Annotated in this window: 1 protein-coding gene; it reads left to right on the forward strand. The window is 73.9% G+C overall.

Annotated features, from left to right (window positions below):
* The first annotated feature begins 506 nt into the window (after positions 1 to 506).
* On the forward strand, positions 507 to 23264 hold the full coding sequence (locus IE251_RS40750) for a type I polyketide synthase (RefSeq protein WP_229896599.1): 22758 nt from the start codon (positions 507 to 509) through the stop codon (positions 23262 to 23264).

Genomic DNA, 23264 nt, shown 5'->3' on the forward strand with positions numbered 1-23264 from the left:
GTTCACCGGCGGATTCGCCGGAGGACACCGCGTCGGGACGGCCGTACGAAACGACGCGCCTCACGGGGAGATGGGATAAATCTCGCCACGGTGCCTTTGTCAGGCTGGCATATGACATTGCGATGTGCTGCGTTTCAGACAGCCTTCCCTCGGCCTATGGCAATGGCGTGATGTTGCTGCCATGCTCGTCTGCGCAGCGAGGCGATCATCGCCTCGCCCCTACGCTCAGCGCACCAGTGCATCTTCCTCGAAGACCGCCAATGCTGTCGCTTTCGAGGTCCGCTCCACTGCTCCAGGCGCCCGAAGCGCTGTCGAGTCCGGGTTCGGATACGACCGGGTCGCCGGGCTGCCCGCGCGTTCCATCATCCGGCCGCACGCGCGGCCGGAGCCGCACCGTGGGGACTGCTACGGAAGCAGCCCGCCTTCCTTCATTCCCCGGCTCACGAGGTGTCGATGTGATGCGCTTCCCCTTGGATTCGGACGCTGATCGTGTCGCTGTCGTCGGCATGGCGGGCAGGTTGCCGAAAGCCCCGCACCCGGAGGCGTTCTGGCGACTGCTGTGCGACGGGGCCGACGCGATCACCGCGCCGCCCGTGGGCCGGCAGGGCGTACGGCACGGCGGCTACCTGGACCGGGTGGACGGCTTCGACGCGGCGTTCTTCGGTGTGTCCCCCCGTGAGGCCGCAGGCATGGACCCGCAGCAGCGGCTCATGCTCGAACTCGCCTGGGAGGCCCTGGAGGACGCCCGGATCGTGCCGGGCACGCTGACGGGCGGCCCGACGGGGGTGTTCGTCGGCTCCATGTGGGAGGACTACACATCCCTGGCCTACCCCGGTCACATCACGCCGCACACGCTGACCGGCACCAACCGGGGCGTCATCGCGGGCCGCGTCTCGCACTTCCTCGGTGTGCGCGGACCGAGCATGACGGTCGACACGGCCCAGTCGTCGGCGCTGGTCGCGGTGCACCTGGCGGTCGAGAGCCTGCGCCGCGGCGAGTCGGCGCTCGCCCTGGCCGGCGGGGTGAACCTCAACCTGACCGCCGCCCGCGAGGAGGGAGCGGCGGAGTTCGGCGGCCTGTCCCCGGACGACCGCTGCTTCACTTTCGACGCCCGGGCCAACGGCTTCGTCCGCGGCGAGGGCGGCGCCTTCCTCGTCCTGAAACCGCTGGACCGGGCCCTGGCCGACGGGGACCGCGTCTACGGTGTCATCCGGGGCAGCGCGGTCAACCACGACGGCGCGACCCAGAGCCTGACCGTGCCCAGCGCGCAGGCCCAGGAACAGGTCATCCGCGAGGCACTGGCCCGCGCTGGCGTGCGTCCCGCGGATGTGCAGTACGTGGAGCTGCACGGCACCGGCACCACTGTCGGCGACCCCGTCGAGGCCGCGGCCCTCGCGGCGGCCTACCGCGCTCCGGCCGGGTCAACAGACACCGAGGGCGGCGCCGACAGCGCCCTGCGGGTCGGATCCGCCAAGACGAACGTCGGCCACCTGGAAGGCGCCGCGGGCATCGTCGGGCTGCTCAAGGCCGTCCTCAGCGTGTACCACCGCGCACTGCCGCCGAGCCTGAACTACGAGACCCCCAACCCCGGCATCCCGCTCGACGCACTGGCGCTGCGGGTCCAGACCGCCCTGACCCCTTGGCCGCGGCCGGACGTGCCCCTGCTCGCCGGCGTGTCGTCGTTCGGCATGGGCGGCACCAACGCGCACGTGATCGTCGAGCAGCCGCCCGACCCGGTCGCGCCGCCGGTCCGGCGGCCCGCCCCCGGGGGACCGGCGCCGTGGATCGTCACGGCGCGGACCAGGCAGGCGCTGGGAGCGCAGATCGAGCGCCTTCGCGAACACGTGCGCAGCCACCCGGACCTGACCGGCGCCGAGGTCGCGCACGCGCTGGCCACCACCAGAACCCGCTTCGCGCACCGCGCGGTCCTGCTCGACTCCGCCCAGGTCGCCACCGGCCGGGCCGGCACCCCGGGCCGTACCGTCTTCGTGTTCCCCGGCCAGGGCGCCCAGTGGGCCGGCATGGGCCGGGAGCTGTACGCCGCGTACCCCGTCTTCCGGGCCGCCATGGACGAGTGTGCCCAGGCCCTGGCCCCGTACACGGACTGGTCCCTGGCCGATGTCCTGGACGGCGCCCCGCTCGACCGCGTGGACGTCGTGCAGCCCGCCCTGTTCGCGGTGATGGTGTCCCTGGCGGCACTGTGGCGCTCCTTCGGTGTCGAGCCCGACGCGGTGGTCGGGCACTCGCAGGGCGAGATAGCCGCGGCATGTGTCGCGGGCGCGCTGCCGCTGTCCGACGCGGCCCGGATCGTGGCACTGCGCAGCCGCGCGCTGGTGGCGCTGACCGGCCGGGGCGGCATGGTGTCCGTGGCCCTGTCCGCCGAGCGGGCCGAGGACTACGTGTCGCGCTGGGGCGGCGCGCTGACGGTCGCCGTGGTCAACGCCACCGGCTCGGTCGTGGTGTCCGGCGACACGCAGGCCCTGTCCGAACTGGTCGAGTCCTGCGCGGCCGACGGTGTCCGCGCACGCGTCGTCCCGGTGGACTACGCCTCCCATTCCGCGCACGTCGAGACGATCCGCGAGCGGCTGCGCACCGAACTGGACGGTGTGCGGCCCCGGCAGGGCACCACCCCGTACTACTCCGCGGTCACCGGCGGCCTCCTCGACGACACCACGCAGCTCGACGCCGGCTACTGGTACCGCAACCTGCGCGAGCCGGTCCGCTTCGACCTGGCCACCGCCGCCCTGCTGGCGGACGGGCACGACGTCGTGGTCGAGGTCAGTCCGCACCCGGTGCTGCTGCCCGCCCTCGAACAGACCCTGGAACAGGCCCGCGAGCGGACCGGCGCGCCCGGCGTCGCCACCGGCACGCTGGGCCGTGACCGGGGCGGGCCGGACGTCTTCCTGACCGCGCTGTCCCGGCTGTTCGTGGCCGGCGTGCCGGTCGACTGGTCCCCGGCCGTCACCGAGGCCACGCCGGTCGACCTGCCCACCTACGCCTTCCAGCGCCGCTCGTACTGGCTGCCCGACGCGGCAGCCGGGGGAAGCGGCCGGACCCCGGCCGGCCCGGGGACGCACGTGGCGGAGACCACCGTGCCCGGCCGGCCGGACGACGGCCCGGAGCTCCGCGGCACCGGGGCGGGCGGCACGGACACGGACGACCCCGGGTCTGTCGACACGGTCGACGCGGCCGCCCTGGTCACCGCGCAGATCGCGCTCGTGCTGGGCCACGAGGACCCCGCGGACATCGATCCCGCGCTCACCTTCAAGGACCTCGGCTTCGACTCGGTCACCGGGCTCGAACTGCGCAACCGCCTGGCCGGCGCCCTGGACCGGCACCTCCCCTCCGGTCTCGTCTACGACCACCCGACGCCCGCGGAACTGATCGACTGGCTGCGCGGCCGGGGCCCCGGCGACCGGCCGGCGGCCGCCCCGGCTCCCCACGACGACCCGGTCGTCATCGTGGGGATGGGCTGCCGCTTCCCCGGCGGGGTGGCCTCGCCGGACGACCTGTGGCGGCTCGTCGCGCAGGGCGTGGACGCGATCGGTGACTTCCCGGACGACCGCGGCTGGGACTTGGGCGGCCTGTACGACCCGGAACTGCGCGGCGCCGGTACCACGTACACCACCCGGGGCGGGTTCCTGGAGGCGGTGGCCGGCTTCGACGCTCCGTTCTTCGGCATCTCGCCCCGCGAGGCGCTCGCCATGGACCCGCAGCAGCGGGTCGTGCTGGAGACGGCCTGGGAGACCTTCGAGCACGCCGGGATCGACCCGGCCTCGCTGCGCGGCAGCCACACCGGCGTGTTCACCGGCGTCTGGTCGTCCGGCTACGCGACCGGGCCGGGCCTGCCGGAGGACCTGGAGGGCTACCTGTTCACCGGCGTCGCGACCAGCGTCACGTCCGGCCGGGTCGCCTACCACCTCGGGCTGCGCGGTCCGGCGCTGTCCGTGGACACCGCCTGCTCGTCGTCACTGGTCGCCGTCCACCTGGCCGCCCAGGCCCTGCGCGCGGGCGAGTGCTCGCTGGCGCTCGCCGGCGGTGTCACGATCATGGCGACGCCGCTGGGCTTCACCGAGTTCTCCCGCCAGCACGGCCTCGCGGCGGACGGCCGCAGCAAGCCCTTCGCCGCCGCGGCCGACGGCACCAGCTGGGCCGAGGGCACCGGCCTGGTGCTGCTGGAACGCCTGTCCGACGCCCGCCGCAACGGCCACCGGGTGCTGGCGGTCGTCGCGGGAAGCGCGGTCAACCAGGACGGCGCGTCCAACGGCCTGACCGCGCCCAACGGCCCCTCCCAGGAGCGGGTGATCCGTCAGGCACTCGCCCAGGCCGGGTTGGAGCCGTCCGAGGTGGACGCGGTGGAGGCCCACGGCACCGGTACCACCCTCGGCGATCCCATCGAGGCGCAGGCACTCCTCGCGACCTACGGTCAGGGGCGGGTGGAGCCGTTGTGGCTGGGGTCGGTGAAGTCGAACATCGGCCACACCCAGGCCGCCGCCGGCGTCGCGGGCCTGATCAAGATGGTCATGGCGATGCGGCACGGCGAACTGCCGCGCACCCTGCACGTCGACGCCCCCACCCCGCACGTCGACTGGGCCTTGGGCGGCGTCCGGCTGCTCACCGAGGCCCGGCCGTGGCCGGAGCGCGAGCACCTGCGCCGCGCCGGCGTCTCGGCCTTCGGCATCAGCGGCACCAACGCCCACCTGATCATCGAGCAGTCCCCCGACCCGGACCCCGGCCACCTTCCCGAACCCGCCGACCGGACCGCCCCCACCGCCTGGCTGCTGTCCGCGAAGACCGACGCCGCGCTGCGCGCCCAGGCCGAGCGGCTGCACGCGTACGCGACCGCCCACCCCGACGTCCCGGCCGCCGCGATCAGCCGCGCACTGGCCGCCCGCACCCGGTTCGCGCACCGGGCCGCAGTGGTCGGCGCCGACCGGGACGACCTGCTGTGCGGCCTGGCCGCGCTCCCGCCGGGACTGCCGGACCGTACCGGCGGGACCGTGTTCGTCTTCCCCGGACAGGGCGCGCAGTGGGCGGGCATGGGCCGTGACCTGTACGAGCAGTCCGAGGTCTTCCGCGTCGGCATCGACGCCTGCGCCGCCGCCCTGGCCCCGTACACCGACTGGTCGCTGGTCGACGAACTGCGCCACGGCCCACTGGACCGCGTCGACGTGGTCCAGCCGGCCCTGTTCGCCGTCATGGTGGCGCTGGCCGACCTGTGGCGGTCCTACGGCGTACGGCCGGACGCCGTGGTCGGCCACTCCCAGGCGGAGATCGCCGCCGCCTACGTCGCCGGCGCGCTGTCGCTGCGGGATGCCGCCAAGCTCGTGGCGTTACGGTCCAGGGCACTGGCCGTCATCGCCGACCGGGGCGGCATGGTGTCCCTCGCGCTGTCCGCCGAGCAGGCCGCCGGCTACCTGGCCCGCTGGGGCGAGCGGCTGACCACCGCCGTGGTGAACGGACCCGCGGCGGTCGTGGTGTCCGGCGGCACCCACGCGCTGGACGAACTGCTGGCCGCCTGCGAGGCCGACGGCATCCGTGCCCGCCGCCTGCCCGTCAACTACGCCGCCCACTCCGTACAGGTCGAGGCGATCCGCGAGCAACTGCTCACCGAACTGGCGGACATCACGCCCCACTCGGCGGCGATCCCGTTCTACTCCACGGTCACCGGCGAGCCGCTCGACACCTCCGCACTCGACGCCGGCTACTGGTACCGCAACCTGCGCGAGCCCGTACGGTTCGACCTGGCCACCGCCCGGCTCACCGCCGACGGCCACGACCTGTTCCTGGAGGTCAGCCCGCACCCGGTGCTGGTGCCCGCGCTGGATGTCGCCGCCACCGGAACACTGCGCCGCGATCACGGCGGCCTCACCGAGTTCCTCGCCGCCGCGGGACGCCTCTACGCCGCCGGAGCCGACGTCGACTGGACCCCGGTCCTGCCCCGCACCGCACCCGGGGCGGACCTGCCCACGTACGCCTTCCAGCGCGAGCCCTACTGGGTGACCGCGACCCCGCCGGTGCCCTGCGACGACTGGCGGTACGAGGTGGCGTGGGCGCCGACGAGCGGCACTGCGGCCCCGGTGGACCCGGCTCGCTGGCTCGTCCTGGCCACGACCGGGCACCCGTGGGCCGAAGCCCTGCGCGAACGGGGCTTCGCGGTGGCCGACACCTGGGACGCGGCCGACACCCCGGACGCCCGGCCCCGGCCGGACGGTGTGCTGTCGCTGCTGGCGCTGGACGAGCAGCCGCACCCCGACCACCCGGTGCTCCCGGCGGGCCTGGTCCGCACCCTCGATCTGGTCCGCACCCTGGACCCGGTGCGGACACCGGCCGTCCCGCTGTGGTGTGCGACCAGCGGCGCCGTGAGCACCTCGGGCACCGACCCGGTCACCAGCCCGGCCCAGGCCCTGGCATGGGGCACCGGCGCGTCCGCGGCGCTGGAGTTCCCGCACGCCTGGGGCGGCCTGGTCGACCTTCCCGCCGTGCCCGACGAGAACAGCGTGAACGCGCTGCTCGGCGTGCTCGCCGGCACGGGCGAGGACCAGGTGGCGATCCGCGGCACCCGGCGCTTCGCCAAGCGGCTGCGCCACAAGGCCCCATCGGGCCCGGCCGCGCGGCCCTGGCGGCCGCGGGGCACGGTGCTGGTCACCGGCGGCACCGGCGCGCTCGGCGGACACGTGGCCCGCCGCCTCGCGCGGCAGGGCGCGCAGCACATCGTGCTGGCCGCCCGCCGCGGCCCCGACGCACCCGGCGCGGCCGCCCTGCGCGACGAACTGGAGGCAGCCGGGGCCCGGGTGACCGTGGCGGCGTGCGACGTGGCCGACCGGGACGCCCTGCGGGACCTCGTCGAGCGCGTCGGCGACATCCGCGCGGTCTTCCACACCGCCGGCGTGATCAGGGCGACCAGGCTGGCCGACACGACAGCGGAGGAGTTCGCCGAGGTCGTCGCGGCCAAGGTCGCCGGGGCGGCGAACCTGGCGGAACTCCTGCCGGACCTCGACGCCCTCGTCCTGTTCTCCTCCACCGCGGGCGTGTGGGGCGACGGCCACGGGGCGGCCTACGCCGCCGGCAACGCCTTCCTCGACGCCCTGGCCGCACAGCACCGCGCCCAGGGCCGCGCCACGACCTCCGTCGCATGGGGCATCTGGGCCGAAGGCGGCATGGCGGCCCTGGAGTCCGTGCAGCACCAGCGCACCCTGCTCGGCCTCGGCGAACTGGACCCGGGCCGGGCACTCGACGCGCTCCAGGACGTCCTCGACCACGACGAGGCCCTCGCGGTCGTCACCGAGGCCGACTGGGCACAGTTCGCCCGCGCCTACACCCACGCGCGGCCGAGCAGGCTGCTGCGGGACCTGCCCGAGGCCCACAGCCGGCCGCAGGCCCCCAGGCCCGCGCCCCCCGCCGGCGGCACCGACCTGCTGGAGCTGATCACCACCCACGTCGCCGGGGTGCTGGGACACACCACCCCCGGGCGGCTCGACCCCCGGCAGGCGTTCAAGGACCTGGGTTTCGACTCGCTGACCGCGGTGGAACTGCGCAACCGCCTGACCGCCGCGCTCGGGATGAGACTGCCCGCCACCCTCGTCTTCGACCACCCCACCCCGGCACGGCTGGCCGCCCACCTGGCCGGCGAGTCCGGCGGGCAGGACGCGCCGCAGGCCCCGGCTCCGACGGACGAACCGATCGCCGTCATCGGCATGGGCTGCCGCTACCCCGGAGGTGTCGACACCCCCGAGGACCTGTGGCGGCTGGTCGCGGACGGCGTGGACGCGGTCGGCGACTTCCCGGCCGACCGGGGATGGGACCTCGACCGCCTCTACGACCCGACGGGAAGCCGCCCCCGCACGTCGAGCACGTCCCAGGGCGGCTTCCTCGACGCCGCCGGCGACTTCGACGCGGCGTTCTTCGGGATATCCCCCCGCGAGGCGCTCGCCATGGACCCGCAGCAGCGCATCCTGCTGGAGACCGCGTGGGAGACCATCGAGCACGCCGGTATCGACCCGACCACGCTGGAGGACACACCCACCGGCGTGTTCACCGGCATCTGGTCCACCGGCTACGCCGCCGGGCCGGTCCCCGACGACCTGGAGGGCTACCAGGTCACCGGCACCGCGTCGAGCGTGGGGTCCGGCCGGCTGGCGTACCAGCTGGGCCTGCTCGGTCCGGCACTGTCCCTGGACACCGGCTGCTCGTCGTCCCTGGTGGCCCTGCACCTGGCCGCCCAGGCGCTGCGCTCGGGAGAATGCTCCCTCGCCCTGGTCGGCGGCGTCACCGTCAACGCGGCACCCACCCTGTTCACCGAGATGTCCCGGCAGGGGGCGAGCGCGCCCGACGGCCGCAGCAAGTCCTTCGCCGCCGCGGCCGACGGGGCGGGCTGGGCGGAGGGCGCCGGCCTGCTGCTGGTGGAACGCCTGTCCGACGCCCGCCGCAACGGCCACGAGGTACTGGCCGTCGTCCGGGGCTCCGCCACCAACCAGGACGGCGCCTCCAACGGCCTGACCGCGCCCAACGGCCCCTCCCAGGAGCGGGTGATCCGTCAGGCACTGGCGAACGCCGGGCTGGAGCCGTCCGAGGTGGACGCGGTGGAGGCCCACGGCACCGGTACCACCCTCGGCGATCCCATCGAGGCCCAGGCACTCCTCGCGACCTACGGTCAGGGGCGGGTGGAGCCGTTGTGGCTGGGGTCGGTGAAGTCGAACATCGGCCACACCCAGGCGGCGGCCGGCGCGGCCGGACTGATCAAGATGGTCATGGCGATGCGGCACGGCGAACTGCCGCGAACCCTCCACGTGGACGCGCCCACCCCGCACGTCGACTGGGCCTCCGGCGCGGTCCGCCTGCTCACCGAACCGGTCGCCTGGCCGGTCACCGGGCGGCCACGGCGGGCGGCCGTCTCCGCCTTCGGCATCAGCGGTACCAACGCCCACGTGATCCTCGAACAGCCCGCCGAGGCCGGCTCCGCCGCACCCTCCCCCCGGGGCCACGCGGACGACCACGTCCTCTGGCCGCTGTCGGCCAGGTCGGATGCGGCGTTGCGGGAGCAGGCGCGCCGGCTGGTCGCCTTCACCGCCGCGCATCCCGAGGTGAGTCCGGCGGCGGTCGGGGGCGCGCTGGCTGCCCGCACCGTGTTCGAGCACCGGGCGGTGGTGGTGGGCACCGCCGAAGCGCTGGACGTTCTGGCCGAGGGTGGCACGGCGCCGGGTCTGGTCACCGGGACCGTCCGCCCGTTGGGTCGGTCGGTGTTCGTGTTTCCGGGGCAGGGTGCGCAGTGGGTGGGGATGGGTGGGGGGTTGTACGGGGCGGAGCCGGTGTTCCGGGAGGCGATCGACGCGTGTGGTGCGGCGTTGGCGCCGTACACGGACTGGTCGTTGGTGGAGGTGCTGACCGGTGGTGGTGGGCTGGAGCGGGTGGACGTGGTGCAGCCCGCCCTGTTCGCGGTGATGATCGCGCTGGCGGAGCTGTGGCGTGCTCATGGTGTGGAGCCGGATGCGGTGGTGGGGCATTCGCAGGGGGAGATCGCGGCGGCGTACGTGGCCGGCGCGTTGTCGTTGGAGGACGCAGCGAAGGTGGTCGCCCTGCGCAGCAAGGCCCTGGTCGCCCTGGCGGGCCAGGGCGGGATGGTCTCGGTCGCACTGTCCGCGGACGACGCCGCCGGCTACCTGAGCCCCTGGGGCGACCGGATCACCGTCGCGGTGGTCAACTCCCCTTCGACCGTCGTCGTGTCCGGCGAACCCGGGGCCCTGGACGAACTGCTGGCAGCCTGCGCCAGGGACGGCGTACGCGCCCGCGCCATCCCCGTCGACTACGCGGCACACTCGGCCCAGGTCGAGGCCGTCCGCGAGCGCCTTCTGACCGACCTCGCGGACGTCCGGCCCCACTCGGCGGCGATCCCGTTCTACTCCACGGTCACCGGCGAGCCGGTCGACACCTCCGCACTCGACGCGGGCTACTGGTACGGCAACCTGCGCGAGCCCGTACGGTTCGACCTGGCCACCGCCCGGCTCACCGCCGACGGCCACGAGGTGTTCGTGGAAGCCAGCCCGCACCCGGTGCTGGTACAGGATCTGGACGGCGTGGCGACCGGCACCCTGCGCCGCGACCACGGCACCATCGGGGAATTCCACACCGCCCTGGCCCGCCTCCACGTCCAGGGCGTCGCCGTGACCTGGCCGCACGACCGCCCGCACGGCGTCAGCCTGCCGCGCTACGCCTTCCAGCGCAGCACCTACTGGCTCACCCCCGCGGCCGGCGACCACGGCACCGGGCACCCGCTGGCGGGCACCACCGTCGAACTGCCCGACGGGAGCACCGTGCACAGTGGCCGCGTCTCCACCCGCACCCATCCCTGGCTGGCCGACCACGCCGTTGAAGGAACGATTCTGCTGCCGGGCACCGCCTTCCTCGAACTCGCCACCCTGGCCGGCGGGACCCTTGACGACCTCGTCCTGCACCAGCCCCTCGCGCTCTCGGACACACCGACGGACATCCAGGTCTCGGTCGGCGCCCCGGACGACGCCGGCCGCAGCCCGGTCACCGTGCACTCCAAGGGCGGCGACGGCTGGGTCCGCCACGCGTCCGGAACGCTCGGCGGCCAGGTCACGGCCGGACGCCTCGACTGGCCCGCGAAGAACGCCGAACCCGTGGACCCCGAAGGGTTCTACGCCTTCCTCGCCGGACTCGGGTACCAGTACGGACCCGCCTTCCGGGGCGTGCGGGAACTGTGGCAGGGCGAGGACGAACTGTACGCCGAGGTGTCCGTCCCCGACGGCGCCCGCTTCGGCATCCACCCCGCGCTCCTGGACGCCGCACTCCAGCCGCTGATCCTGCTCGGCCCCGACACCCGGGTCCGGCTGCCGTTCTCCTTCTCCGGCGTCACCGTGCACACCACCGGGGTGTCGTCCGCCCGGGTCCACCTGGCCCGCACGGGCACCGACACCTACCGCGCGACACTGACCGACCTGTCCGGCAACCCGGTCGCGGACATCACCGCGCTGACCGTCCGCCCGGCCGCCGAGCCCCGGGCCGCGGTGCTGCACACCCAGTGGGTGCCCCTCACCGCGAGCACGCCGACCGAGGTGGTGCCGAGCCCGGTACTCACCGCGGACGCCGACGCGGACTCCGTGCACGCCCTCCTCCAGCGGGCCCGCGCGCTCGTCCAGGACTTCCTGGCCGAGCAGCCGGAACGGACGGCCGCGCGCCTGGCCGTCCTGACCCGCGGCGTGGCCGGCGCGGCCGTACGCGGCCTGGTCCGCAGTGCCGCCGTCGAGCACCCCGGCCGGTTCGTCCTGGTCGACATGGGCGACGCGTCCGAGGAGGACGCAGTCCGGGCCGCCATGACGGCCGGCGGCGAACCCGAACTGGCCCTGCGCCCCGAAGGCGTCCTCGTGCCGAGGCAGGCCCGGTACGCGCCGGAACTGACCGCCCCCGACGGCGCGTACCGGCTCAGCGAGTCCGGCACCGGGCAACTGGACGACCTGGTCCTGCTGCCCTGGCACGAGGCCGCGCTGGAACCCGGCCAGGTACGGGTCGCCGTACGCGCGGCCGGCCTGAACTTCCGCGACGTGCTCATCACCCTCGGCATGTACCCGGACCGGCCCCCGTTGGGCGGCGAAGGGGCCGGCACCGTCCTGGAGGTCGGCCCCGGCGTCACGGCCTGGCGGCCCGGCGACCGCGTCATGGGAATGATGCCCGGCGCCTTCGGACCGCGCGCGGTCGCCGACCACCGGCTCCTGACGGCGATCCCCGACGGCTGGAGCTTCACCACGGCGGCGTCGGTGCCCATCGCGTTCACCACCGCCTGGTACGCGCTGTTCGACCTCGGCGAACTACGCCCCGGCGACCGGATCCTCGTCCACTCCGGCGCCGGCGGAGTGGGCATGGCCGCCATCCGGTTGGCCCTGGACAGCGGCGCGGAGGTCTTCGCCACCGCGAGCCCCGCCAAGTGGGACACCCTGCGGCGCCTCGGACTGGCGGACGACCACATCGGTTCGTCCCGCGACACGCGGTTCGCCGACCGGTTCCCGGCCATGGACGTCGTCCTCAACTCGCTCGCGGGAGAACTCACCGACGCCTCCCTGCGGCTGCTCGCCGACGGCGGACGGTTCGTCGAGCTGGGCAAGACGGACGTCCGCTCGCCCGAGGGCCGGATCTACCGGGCCTTCGACCTCAACGACGTCGATCCCGCGCGGCAGGGCGACATCCTCTCCCGGGTCGTGGCGATGGTCGCCGACGGGACGCTGGAGCCGCTGCCGGTCACCGCCGCGGACCTCCGCCAGGCCGTCGCCTCCTTCCGGCTGATGAGCCAGGCCCGCCACATCGGCAAGATCGTCCTCACCGTCCCCCGGCCGATCGACCCCGACGGCACCGTGCTGATCACCGGCGGCACCGGCACCCTCGGCCGGGCCGTCGCCCGGCACCTGGTGTCCCGCTACGGGGTACGGCACCTGCTGCTCGTCAGCCGCGGCGGCGGCGCGGTGCCGCACCTGGAATCGCGGGGGGACGTCGACGTCCGGGTCGTGTCCTGTGACGTCGCGGACCGGGATGCGCTGGCGGCCGTACTGGACACGATCCCGGCCGAGCATCCGCTCACCGCCGTCGTCCACGCGGCCGGCGTGCTCGAGGACACCGTCGTGGAGCGGCTGACCGCGGAGCAGCTCGACCGGGTGCTGCGTCCCAAGGTCGACGGCGCCTGGCACCTGCACGAGCTGACCCGCGAGGACCCCCTCGCGGCCTTCGTACTGTTCTCCGCGGCCGCGGGTGTCCTCGGCAACGCCGGCCAGGCCGGCTACGCGGCCGCGAACTCCTACCTCGACGCGTTCGCCGCACACCGGCAGACCCTCGGACTGCCCGCCGTGTCGATGGCCTGGGGCTACTGGAAGCAGGAGAGCGGCATGACCGCCCACCTCACCGCGGCCGACCGCCAACGCCTCGCCCGCAAGGGCATCCGTCCCATCAGCACCGAACGCGCCCTCTCCATGTTCGACACCGCGCTGGCCGCCGGACGTCCCGCGCTGACCACGGCCGACCTCTCGATGCCGCGGACCCTGCCGACGCCCAAGCCCCCCGCGTCGGACCTGCTGTCCCTGGTCGCCGCACACACCGCCACCGTCCTCGGCCACTCCGACGCCGCCGCGATCACCCCCCGATTCGCCTTCCGCGACCTCGGCTTCGATTCCCTGACCTCCGTCGAACTGCGCAACCGCCTCGCCGGCGCCACCGGCCTGCGGCTGCCCGCGACCCTCGTCTTCGACCACCCCACCCCCGCCGACCTCGCCGACCACCTCACCGCCGAACTCTCCGGTACGGGCGGGGGTGTGGTGCCGGTGGTGCCGGTGGTGCCGGTGGTGTCGGTGGGTGGGGTAGGTGGTGGGGATGATCCGGTGGTGATCGTGGGTATGGGGTGCCGGTTGCCGGGTGGGGTGGGGTCGCCGGAGGAGTTGTGGGGTGTGGTGTCGGGTGGGGTGGATGGGATCGGGGGGTTTCCGTCGGATCGTGGGTGGGATGTCGAGGGGTTGTTCCATCCGGATGCGGATCATGCGGGGACGTCGTATACGCGGTGGGGTGGGTTTTTGGAGGATGCGGCGGGGTTCGATGCTGATTTCTTCGGGATTTCGCCGCGTGAGGCGTTGGCGATGGATCCGCAGCAGCGGGTGTTGCTGGAGACGGCGTGGGAGACGTTGGAGGACGCGGGGATCGATCCGACGTCGTTGCGGGGCAGTCAGACGGGCGTCTTCACCGGCATCTGGTCCTCCGGCTACGTCGGCAGCCCCGACCAGGCACCACCCGACACCGAGGGCTACCTCGCCACCGGCATCTCGCCGAGCATCACCTCCGGCCGGGTCTCCTACCTGCTGGGCCTCCAGGGCCAGGCCGTGTCCGTCGACTCCGCCTGCTCCTCGTCACTGATGGCGATCCACCTCGCCGCGCAGGCACTGCGCTCGGGGGAGTGCACACTCGCCCTGGCCGGCGGGGTGACCGTGAGCGTCACCCCCCTGCAGTTCACGGAGTTCTCCCGCCAGCGTGCCCTGGCCCCTGACGGCCGGTGCAAGCCCTTCTCGTCAACGGCTGACGGTACGGCGTGGGGTGAGGGCGCGGGTCTGGTGCTGCTGGAGCGGTTGTCGGACGCCCGTCGCAACGGTCACCGGGTGCTGGCGGTGGTGCGGGGTTCGGCGGTGAACCAGGACGGGGCGTCCAACGGGTTGACCGCGCCCAACGGCCTTTCCCAGGAGCGCGTCATCCGCCAGGCGCTGGCGAACGCCGGGCTGGAGCCGTCCGAGGTGGACGCGGTGGAGGCCCACGGTACGGGGACGACGCTCGGCGATCCCATCGAGGCGCGGGCACTCCTGGCGACCTACGGCCGGGACCGGGCGGAGCCGTTGTGGCTGGGGTCGGTGAAGTCGAACATCGGGCACACGCAGGCCGCGGCGGGTGTGGCGGGTGTCATCAAGATGGTGATGGCGATGCGGCACGGTGAACTGCCGCCGACGCTGCACGTCCAGGAGCCCACGCCGCACGTCGAGTGGGACACCGGTGACATCCGGCTGCTGACCGAGGCCCGGCCGTGGCCGGAGACGGGGCGCCCCCGCCGCGCGGGCATCTCGGCCTTCGGGGCCAGCGGCACCAACGCCCACGTCGTCATCGAACACTTCCCGGAAGAGACCCCCGAACAACACACCGGGGACGACTCCGCGGAGCCCACCGTGTGGCTGCTGTCCGGCAAGACGGATGACGCCCTCCGCGCCCAGGCCCGACGGCTCGCGGACCACGTCACCGCCCATCCCGGGCTCCGGCCGGCCGCGATCGGCCGGGCCCTCGCCACCACCCGCACCATGCTCGCCCACCGGGCGGCCCTGGTGGGCAGCACCCGGACCGACCTCATGGCGGAACTGGCCGCCCTCGCCGACGGAGACCCCCGCGTCATCACGGGTGTGGCCGGTTCGCCGGGTCGGTCGGTGTTCGTGTTTCCGGGGCAGGGTGCGCAGTGGGTGGGGATGGGTGGGGGTTTGTACGGCTCGGAGCCGGTCTTCCGGGAGGCGATCGACGCGTGTGGTGCGGCGTTGGCGCCGTACACGGACTGGTCGTTGGTGGAGGTGTTGTGTGGTGGTGGTTCGTTGGAGCGGGTGGATGTGGTCCAGCCTGCCTTGTTCGCGGTGATGGTGGGCCTTGCCGAATTGTGGCGTGCTCATGGTGTGGAGCCCGATGCGGTGGTGGGGCATTCGCAGGGGGAGATCGCGGCGGCGTATGTGGCGGGCGCGTTGTCGTTGGAGGACGCCGCCAAGGTGGTCGCCCTGCGCAGCAAGGCCCTGGTCGCCCTGGCGGACCAGGGTGGCATGGTTTCCATGAGTCTCGGGCATGAGCGGGCCGTCGGCTTCCTGGCCCGCTGGGACGGCCGGTTGACGGTGGCGGTGGTCAATGCCCCGGGTTCGGTCGTCGTGTCGGGTGATGGGGACGCGCTGGACGAGTTGCTGGCGGCTTGTGAAGCGGAGGGCATCCGCGCCCGCCGTCTGCCGGTGAACTACGCGGCCCACTCCGTCCAGGTCGAGGCGATCCGCGAGCAACTGCTCACCGACCTCGCCGACATCACATCGCACCCGGCGCAGATCCCGTTCTGTTCGACGGTGACCGGCGAGGTGATCGACACCTCCGCCCTCGACGCCGGCTACTGGTACCGCAACCTCCGCGAACCCGTACGCTTCGACCTCGCCGTCGAGGCCCTGACGCAGGACCAACACGACGTGTTCGTGGAGGTCAGCCCGCACCCCGTACTGGTCCCGGTGATGGACGGCGTGGTGACCGGCACACTGCGCCGCGGCAGCGGCAGACAGGAATTCCACCTCGCCCTGGCGCGCCTGCACACGCAAGGTGTGACCGTCGACTGGACCCCGGTCTTCCCCGGCGAGCCCCGGCACGTCCCGCTGCCGACATACGCCTTCCAGCACCGGCCGTACTGGTTGAACCCCGCCGCCGCGAAGGGCAACGTGTCGGCGGCGGGACTGGACTCGGCCGGGCACCCGCTGCTCGGGGCCGTCGTCGAACTGGCCGGGGACCGAAGCATCCTGCTCACGGGGCGGCTCTCGACGGCCACCCGGCCATGGCTGGCCGACCACGTCGTCCTGGGCTCCGTGCTGCTGCCCGGCACCGTGTTCCTGGAACTCGCCCTGCACGCCGGACGGCAGGCCCGCTGCGACGTCCTGGACGAACTGGTACTGGAAGCCCCCATGATCCTGCCGGACGACGGTTCCGTGCCGGTCCAGGTCGTCGTCGGCGCACCGGACGGGACGGGCCGGCGCCCCGTCACCGTGCACTCCCGGACGGACGGCACCTGGCTGCGGCACGCCACCGGCGTGCTCGCACCCGGCGGCCCCCACCCGTACGACACCGGCGAGACCTGGCAGCCGTCCGGCGAGCCCGTCGACCTGACCGACTTCTACGACACCCTCGCCGCCCAGGGCTACGAGTACGGGCCGGTGTTCGCGGGCGTACGCGAGATCCGGCGGCAGGGCGACGAACTCTACGCCGAGGTGGCGCTGCCCGCCGACACCCGCGACCGCTTCGGTCTCCACCCCGCGCTGCTCGACGCCGCACTCCAGCCGCTGACCCTGCTGGCGGCCGGTCGCCTGCCGTTCTCCTTCGCCGGGGTGTCGATGCGGGAAGCCGGCTCCACGGCCCGGGTCCGCCTCACACCCACCGGCCCCGACACCTTCCGGGTCGCGCTCGCCGACGAGTCCGGCCCGCTGGCGCTGATCGACGCGCTGACCGTGCGTCACCGGCCGCCGGGCCTGCCGGTCGCCGGGACCAACCAGCTCTACCGCCTCGACTGGGTGCCCGTCGAGACCACCGGCGAGCCCCCGGCCGTCCACCACGTCACACCCCCGGCGGGAGACCCCGTGGCGGCCGCGCACACCGTCGCCGCCGAGACGCTGGGAGTGCTCCAGGACTTCCTGCGCGACGGGGACGGCCGGCTGGCCGTCGTGACCCGCGGGGCGGTCGGGCCCGACCCCGTCGACCTGCCGTCCAGCGTCGTCTGGGGCCTGGTCCGCGCGGCCCAGGCGGAACACCCCGACCGGTTCGTGCTCATCGACACCGACGACCGCGTCCTCGTCGCGGGGGACGAACCGCAGCTCGTCGTCCGCGGCGGCGCCGCCCGTGCCGCCCGCCTGGTACGGGCCGAAGCGGCCCCGGCACCCGGCCCGCTCGACCCGGACGGCACCGTGCTGATCACCGGAGGCACCGGAACACTGGGCCGCCTCCTCGCCCGGCACCTGCGCGACCGGCACGGCATCCGGCACCTGCTCCTGCTCGGCAGGACCGCGGCGGAGGTGGACTTCGACGCCGAGGTGGTGGCCTGCGACGTGGCCGACCGGGACGCGCTGGCCGCCGTACTGGGCACGATCCCGGCCGCGCACCCGCTGACCGCGGTCGTGCACGCGGCCGGCGTGCTCGACGACGGCGTCGTCGAGTCCCTCACGCCCGCCCGGATCGACCAGGTGCTGCGGCCCAAGGCCGACGCCGCCTGGCACCTGCACGAACTGACGAAGGACCTCGGCCTGAGCGCGTTCGTGCTCTTCTCGTCCGCCGCCGGTGTGCTGGGCGGCCCGGGCCAGGCGAACTACGCTGCCGCGAACGCCTTCCTGGACGCCCTCGCCGTGCACCGGCGTGCCCGGGGTCTGCCGGGCGTGTCGCTGGCCTGGGGGCAATGGGCCGAGTCCAGTGGGCTGACCGAACACCTCACCGACACCGACCGCAAGCGCCTCGCCCGCGCCGGTGTGCTGCCGATGCCCACGGACCAGGCGCTGGCACTGTTCGACCTTTCCCTGGGCGCCGTTGATCCCGCACTGGTCCCCGCACACCTCGACCTGTCGGCGGCGTCCACCCGGCCCCTGCTCAGCCGCCTCACCCGGACCAGGCCCGCCCGGCGCACGGACCGGCCGGGCCTGGGCAGGGAGCTGGCGGCCCTGCCCGAGACCGAGCAGCACAACCGCGTCCTGGAAGTGGTCACCGGCCAGACGGCCGCGGTCCTCGGCCACAGCGACACCGCCGCCGTCAGCGCCGAACGGGCCTTCAAGGACCTGGGCTTCGACTCGCTCACCGCGGTGGAACTGCGCAACCGCCTGTCCGCGGTCGCCGGCGTACGGCTGCCCGCGACCCTGACCTTCGACTACCCGACCCCCGACGCGCTGGCCGGCCACCTGCGGGACCTCCTGGTCGGCGCCCGGCGCCAGGCCCCTGCCTCACCCGTGCCGGCTGCGGTTCCGGTGTCGGGTGATCCGGTGGTGGTGGTGGGGTTGGGGGCCCGGTATCCGGGTGGGGTGGGGTCGGCGGAGGAGTTGTGGGGTGTGGTGTCGGGTGGGGTGGACGCGGTGGGGGAGTTCCCGTCGGACCGTGGGTGGGATGTGGGCCGTCTCTACGACCCGGCCGGCGGTCCGGGAACCTCGTACACACGGCGGGGCGGCTTCCTCGACGCCGCCGGCGGCTTCGACGCGGCGTTCTTCGGGATCTCGCCGCGTGAGGCGTTGGCGATGGATCCGCAGCAGCGGGTGCTGCTGGAGACGGTGTGGGAGACGTTGGAGGACGCGGGGATCGATCCGACGTCGTTGCGGGGCAGCCAGACAGGTGTCTTCACCGGCATCTGGTCCTCGGGCTACGGCGCCGGGGCACAGCCGCCCGGCCTGGAGGGCTACCTCTCGACGGGCACGGCGACGAGTGTGACCTCCGGGCGGGTGTCGTATCTGCTGGGGCTGGAGGGTCCGGCGGTGTCGGTGGACACGGCGTGCTCGTCGTCGCTGGTGGCGATCCATCTGGCGGCGCAGGCGCTGCGGGCGGGGGAGTGCTCGCTGGCCCTGGCCGGTGGCGTGACGGTCATGGCGACGCCGGCGGGGTTTGTCGAGTTCTCGCGGCAGCGGGGGCTGGCGGCCGACGGGCGGGTGAAGGCGTTCGCCGAGGCTGCTGACGGTACCGCGTGGGGTGAGGGTGCGGGTCTGGTGCTGCTGGAGCGGTTGTCGGATGCCCGTCGCCATGGTCATAGGGTGATGGCGGTCGTCCGGGGCTCGGCGGTGAACCAGGACGGGGCGTCCAACGGGTTGACCGCGCCCAACGGCCCTTCGCAGGAGCGCGTCATCCGCCAGGCGCTGGTGAACTCCGGGCTGGAGCCGTCCGAGGTGGACGCGGTGGAGGCGCACGGTACGGGGACGACGCTCGGCGATCCCATCGAGGCCCAGGCACTGCTGGCGACCTACGGCCGGGACCGGGCGGAGCCGTTGTGGCTGGGGTCGGTGAAGTCGAACATCGGGCACACGCAGGCGGCGGCCGGTGTGGCGGGTGTGATCAAGATGGTCATGGCGATGCGACACGGGCAGTTGCCGCCGACGCTGCATGTCGACGCGCCGACCTCGCACGTCGACTGGGAGTCCGGAAACATCCGGCTGCTCACCGAGGGCCGGCCCTGGCCCGACAACGGCCACCCGCGCCGCGCGGGCATCTCGGCCTTCGGCATCAGCGGTACGAACGCGCACGTCATCCTGGAGGCACCGGCCGAGTCCCCGGCCGCTCACGCTCCCGAGTCCCCGGCCGCTTCCGATACCCCTGCCGTCGTGCCGATGCCGTGGCTGCTGTCGGCGAAGTCGGCCGCGGCCCTGCGCGACCAGGCCCGCAGGCTGCGCGGGTTCCTCGCCGAGCACCCCGAGGTCACACCGGCAGAGGTGGCCGCCGATCTGGCCGCGCGGGCTCGGTTTCCGCACCGTGCCGTGCTGACGGACCCGGCCGGCCTGGACGCGCTGATCGACGGAAGACCCGGAATCGTCACGGGCACCGCCTCCCCGGGCAAGTCGGCGTTTGTGTTCTCTGGCCAGGGTGGTCAGTGGGTGGGGATGGGGCGGGGCTTGTACCGGGTGTTCCCGGTGTTCGCCGGGGTGTTGGACGAGGTGTGTGGGTTGTTGGGGTTGCCGGTGGAGGTGTTGTTCGAGGACGAGGAGGGGGTGTTGGGGCAGACGTCGTTCACGCAGGCCGGGGTGTTCGCGGTGCAGGTGGCGTTGTTCCGGTTGGTGGAGTGGCTGGGTGTGCGGCCGGATTTCGTGGTGGGGCATTCGGTGGGTGAGGTCGCGGCGGCTCATGTGGCGGGGGTTGTGGGGCTGGAGGATGCGTGTGTGCTGGTGGGGGCGCGGGGCCGGTTGATGCAGGGGCTGGCCGGTGGTGGGGCGATGGTGTCGGTGCAGGCGTCGGCGGAGGAGGTGACGGGGTCGCTGGTGCCGGGTGCTGAGCTGGCGGCGGTCAACGGCGTGGATGCGGTGGTGGTGTCGGGGGACGAGGCGGCGGTGGCCGCGGTGGGTGAGGTGTGGAGTGGTCGTGGGCGCCGGGTGCGGCGGCTGGCGGTCAGTCACGCGTTCCATTCGGCGCGGATGGATCCGGTGGTGGAGGAGCTGGGCCGGGTCGCGGCTGGTCTGTCGTTCGCTGAGCCGGTGATTCCGGTGGTGTCGACGGTGGCCGGACATCCGGTGGACATGGGGGAGCCCGGGTATTGGGCGCGGCAGGTGCGCGAACCGGTCCGGTTCGCCGACGCCATGGAATGGCTGGCGGGTCAGGGGGTTACGGGGTTCGTGGAGGTGGGTCCGCATCCGCTGCTGGTGGGCAACGGGCTGATGCGCCGTGACGGGGATTCTCCGGAGCAGGTGCTGGCGGGGCTGGGCCGGTTGTGGGCGGACGGCGCCGCGCACTGGATGCCACCCACCACCACGCCGGCCGGAGCGGACGCGCGGGTGCCTTCGTATCCCTTCCAGCACCAGCACTACTGGCTCCAGCCCACCACCACCCCGGTGACGGCCGGTGACGGCCGGATCGACCACCCGCTGCTGCGGGACGCCATGGAACTCCCCGACGACAACGGCGTGGTGCTGACGGGACGACTCGCCACCGCCGCGCAGCCGTGGCTCACCGAACACGTCGTCTCGGGCTCGCCCCTGCTGCCCGCCGCGGCGTTCGTGGACCTGGCGCTCCGGGCCGGCGAACACGTCGGCTGCCCGGCGGTCGAGGACCTGACGCTGGAGACATCGCTGGTGGTCGCGGACGGCGTGCAGGTGTCCGTGACCGTCGGCCCCGAACACGCGGGCCGGCACAGCGTCTCGATCCACTCGCGGACAGACGGCGAGTGGGTACGGCACGCCACCGGAACCCTGGGCGCCGTACCCGTCGTACCACGGGAGCCCTGGGCACGGCAGTGGCCGCCGCACGCCGAAGCCGTCGCCCTCGACGCCTTCTACGACGACCTGGCCGACGCCGGATTCGCCTACGGCACCGCCTTCCAAGGTCTGCGCGCGGCCTGGCGCGACGGCGACACCCTCTACGCGGAGGTGTCCGTACCCTCCGGCGACCCCCGGTTCGCCCTGCACCCCGCCCTGCTCGACGCCGCGATCCAGACCGTGACCGTCGCCGACGACCGGGCGAAGATGCCGTTCTCCTTCGCCGGGATCTCCTGGTGGCGCGGCGCCGAGCACGCCAGGGTCCGGCTGACCGTGACCGGCCAGGACACCTGCGCGATCGGCCTCGCCGACCAGTCGGGCGCCCCGGTCGCCGAGATCGCCTCGCTGACCCTGCGCCCGCCGGCCGGGGCCACCACGCAGGACGTGCCGTACCAGGTGGCGTGGCCGGTCCTGGAAGCGGCGACCACCGAACCGGACATCCCGGTCCACCACGCCACCTCGCCCGTCGAGACCTTGCGGGTGATCCAGGACTTCCTCACCACGGACACCCCGCGCATGGTGGTCGCCACGCGCAACGCCGTGCCGGTCCGGCCGGGCGAGGACGTCGACCCGCAGGCCGCCGCCGTCTGGGGCCTGGTCCGGTCGGCCGCCACCGAGCACCCTGGCCGGTTCGTGCTGGTCGACGGCGACGGCGACGACGGCGGCGAGGTCCGGCTGGCCGGTGACGAACCCCAGCTCGCGCTCCGCGCCGGCGCCGTGCACGTCCCCCGCCTCGAACGGGCACGGACCGCACCGCAGCCCTATCGGCTCAGCCCCGAGGGCACGGTGCTCGTCACCGGCGGCACCGGCACCCTGGGCGGCACGATCGCCCGCCACCTCGCCGTACGGCACGGCGTGCGGCACCTGCTGCTGGTCAGCCGGAGCGGCCCGGACGCCCCCGGCGCGGCCGAGCTGACCGCCGACCTGGCCGCGCTGGGCGCGACCGCCGTCATCGTGGCATGCGACGTGTCCGACCGTGAGGCGGTGGCACGGCTGCTCGCCGAACACCCGGTCACCTCGGTGATCCACGCCGCGGGCACACTGGCCGACACCGTCGTGGAATCCCTCACCCCGGAGCAGTTCGCGCGCGTGTGGGAGCCGAAGGCCCTCGCGGCGCGGCACCTGCACGAACTGACCTCGGACCTGGAGGCTTTCGTGCTGTTCTCGTCGGCGGCCGGTGTGCTGGGCGGCGCGGGCCAGGCGAACTACGCGGCGGCGAACGCCTACCTCGACGGCCTCGCCGCCCACCGGCACACCCAGGGCGAGCCGGCCGTGTCGCTCGCCTGGGGCTACTGGGCGGAGGCCAGCGGCATGACCGGCGGTCTGACCGCCACCGACCGGCACCGCCTGGCCAGGGCGGGCGTACGGCCGCTGCCGACGACGGAAGCGCTGGCCCTGTTCGACGCCGCGCTGACCGCGGGCACCCCGACCCTCGTCCCCGTCGGGTTCGACCTGCCGGCGCTGCGCCGCGCCGGCGACCCGCCCGCCCTGCTGCGGGAGCTGGTACGGCCCCGGCGCAGGCAGCCCGCCGACCGCGTGTGGACGCCGGCCGACGTGCTGCGACTCGTCGTGGGCCAGGTCGCCCTGGTCCTGGGGCACGCGTCACCGGAGGCGGTCGACCCCGACCGGGCGTTCACCGACATCGGGTTCGACTCGCTCACCGCCGTCGAACTGCGCAACCAGCTCGACGCGGACACCGGCCTGCGCCTGCCCGCCACGCTCGTCTTCGACCACCCGACACCGGCCCGCCTCGCCGCCTTCGTGCACACACGGCTGCACGGCACCGCCCCCGACCCCCTGCTCGCCGAACTCGACCAGCTCAAGACCACCCTGGACGCGACGGCCGCCGACGCCGACTACGAGACCGTCGCGGCCCGCCTCGAAGCGCTTCTCGCGGCCTGGACCGCCAAACGCACCGGCTCCGCGGCCGGTGTCGACGACGCGAGCGACGACGAACTGTTCAGCCTTCTGGACGATGCGCACCGCAGGACCGAGGTCATCCGCTCGGGCGAGTCCCGAAACGCTGAGGAGTAG

The sequence above is a fragment of the Streptomyces eurythermus genome (assembly GCF_014649115.1).
GTDB classification, from domain to species: domain Bacteria; phylum Actinomycetota; class Actinomycetes; order Streptomycetales; family Streptomycetaceae; genus Streptomyces; species Streptomyces eurythermus.

Bases quoted from the DNA above. Each gene is read 5' to 3' on its own strand.
- IE251_RS40750 (WP_229896599.1), top strand. From the start codon at position 507: ATGGCGGGCAGGTTGCCGAAAGCCCCGCACCCGGAGGCGTTCTGGCGA.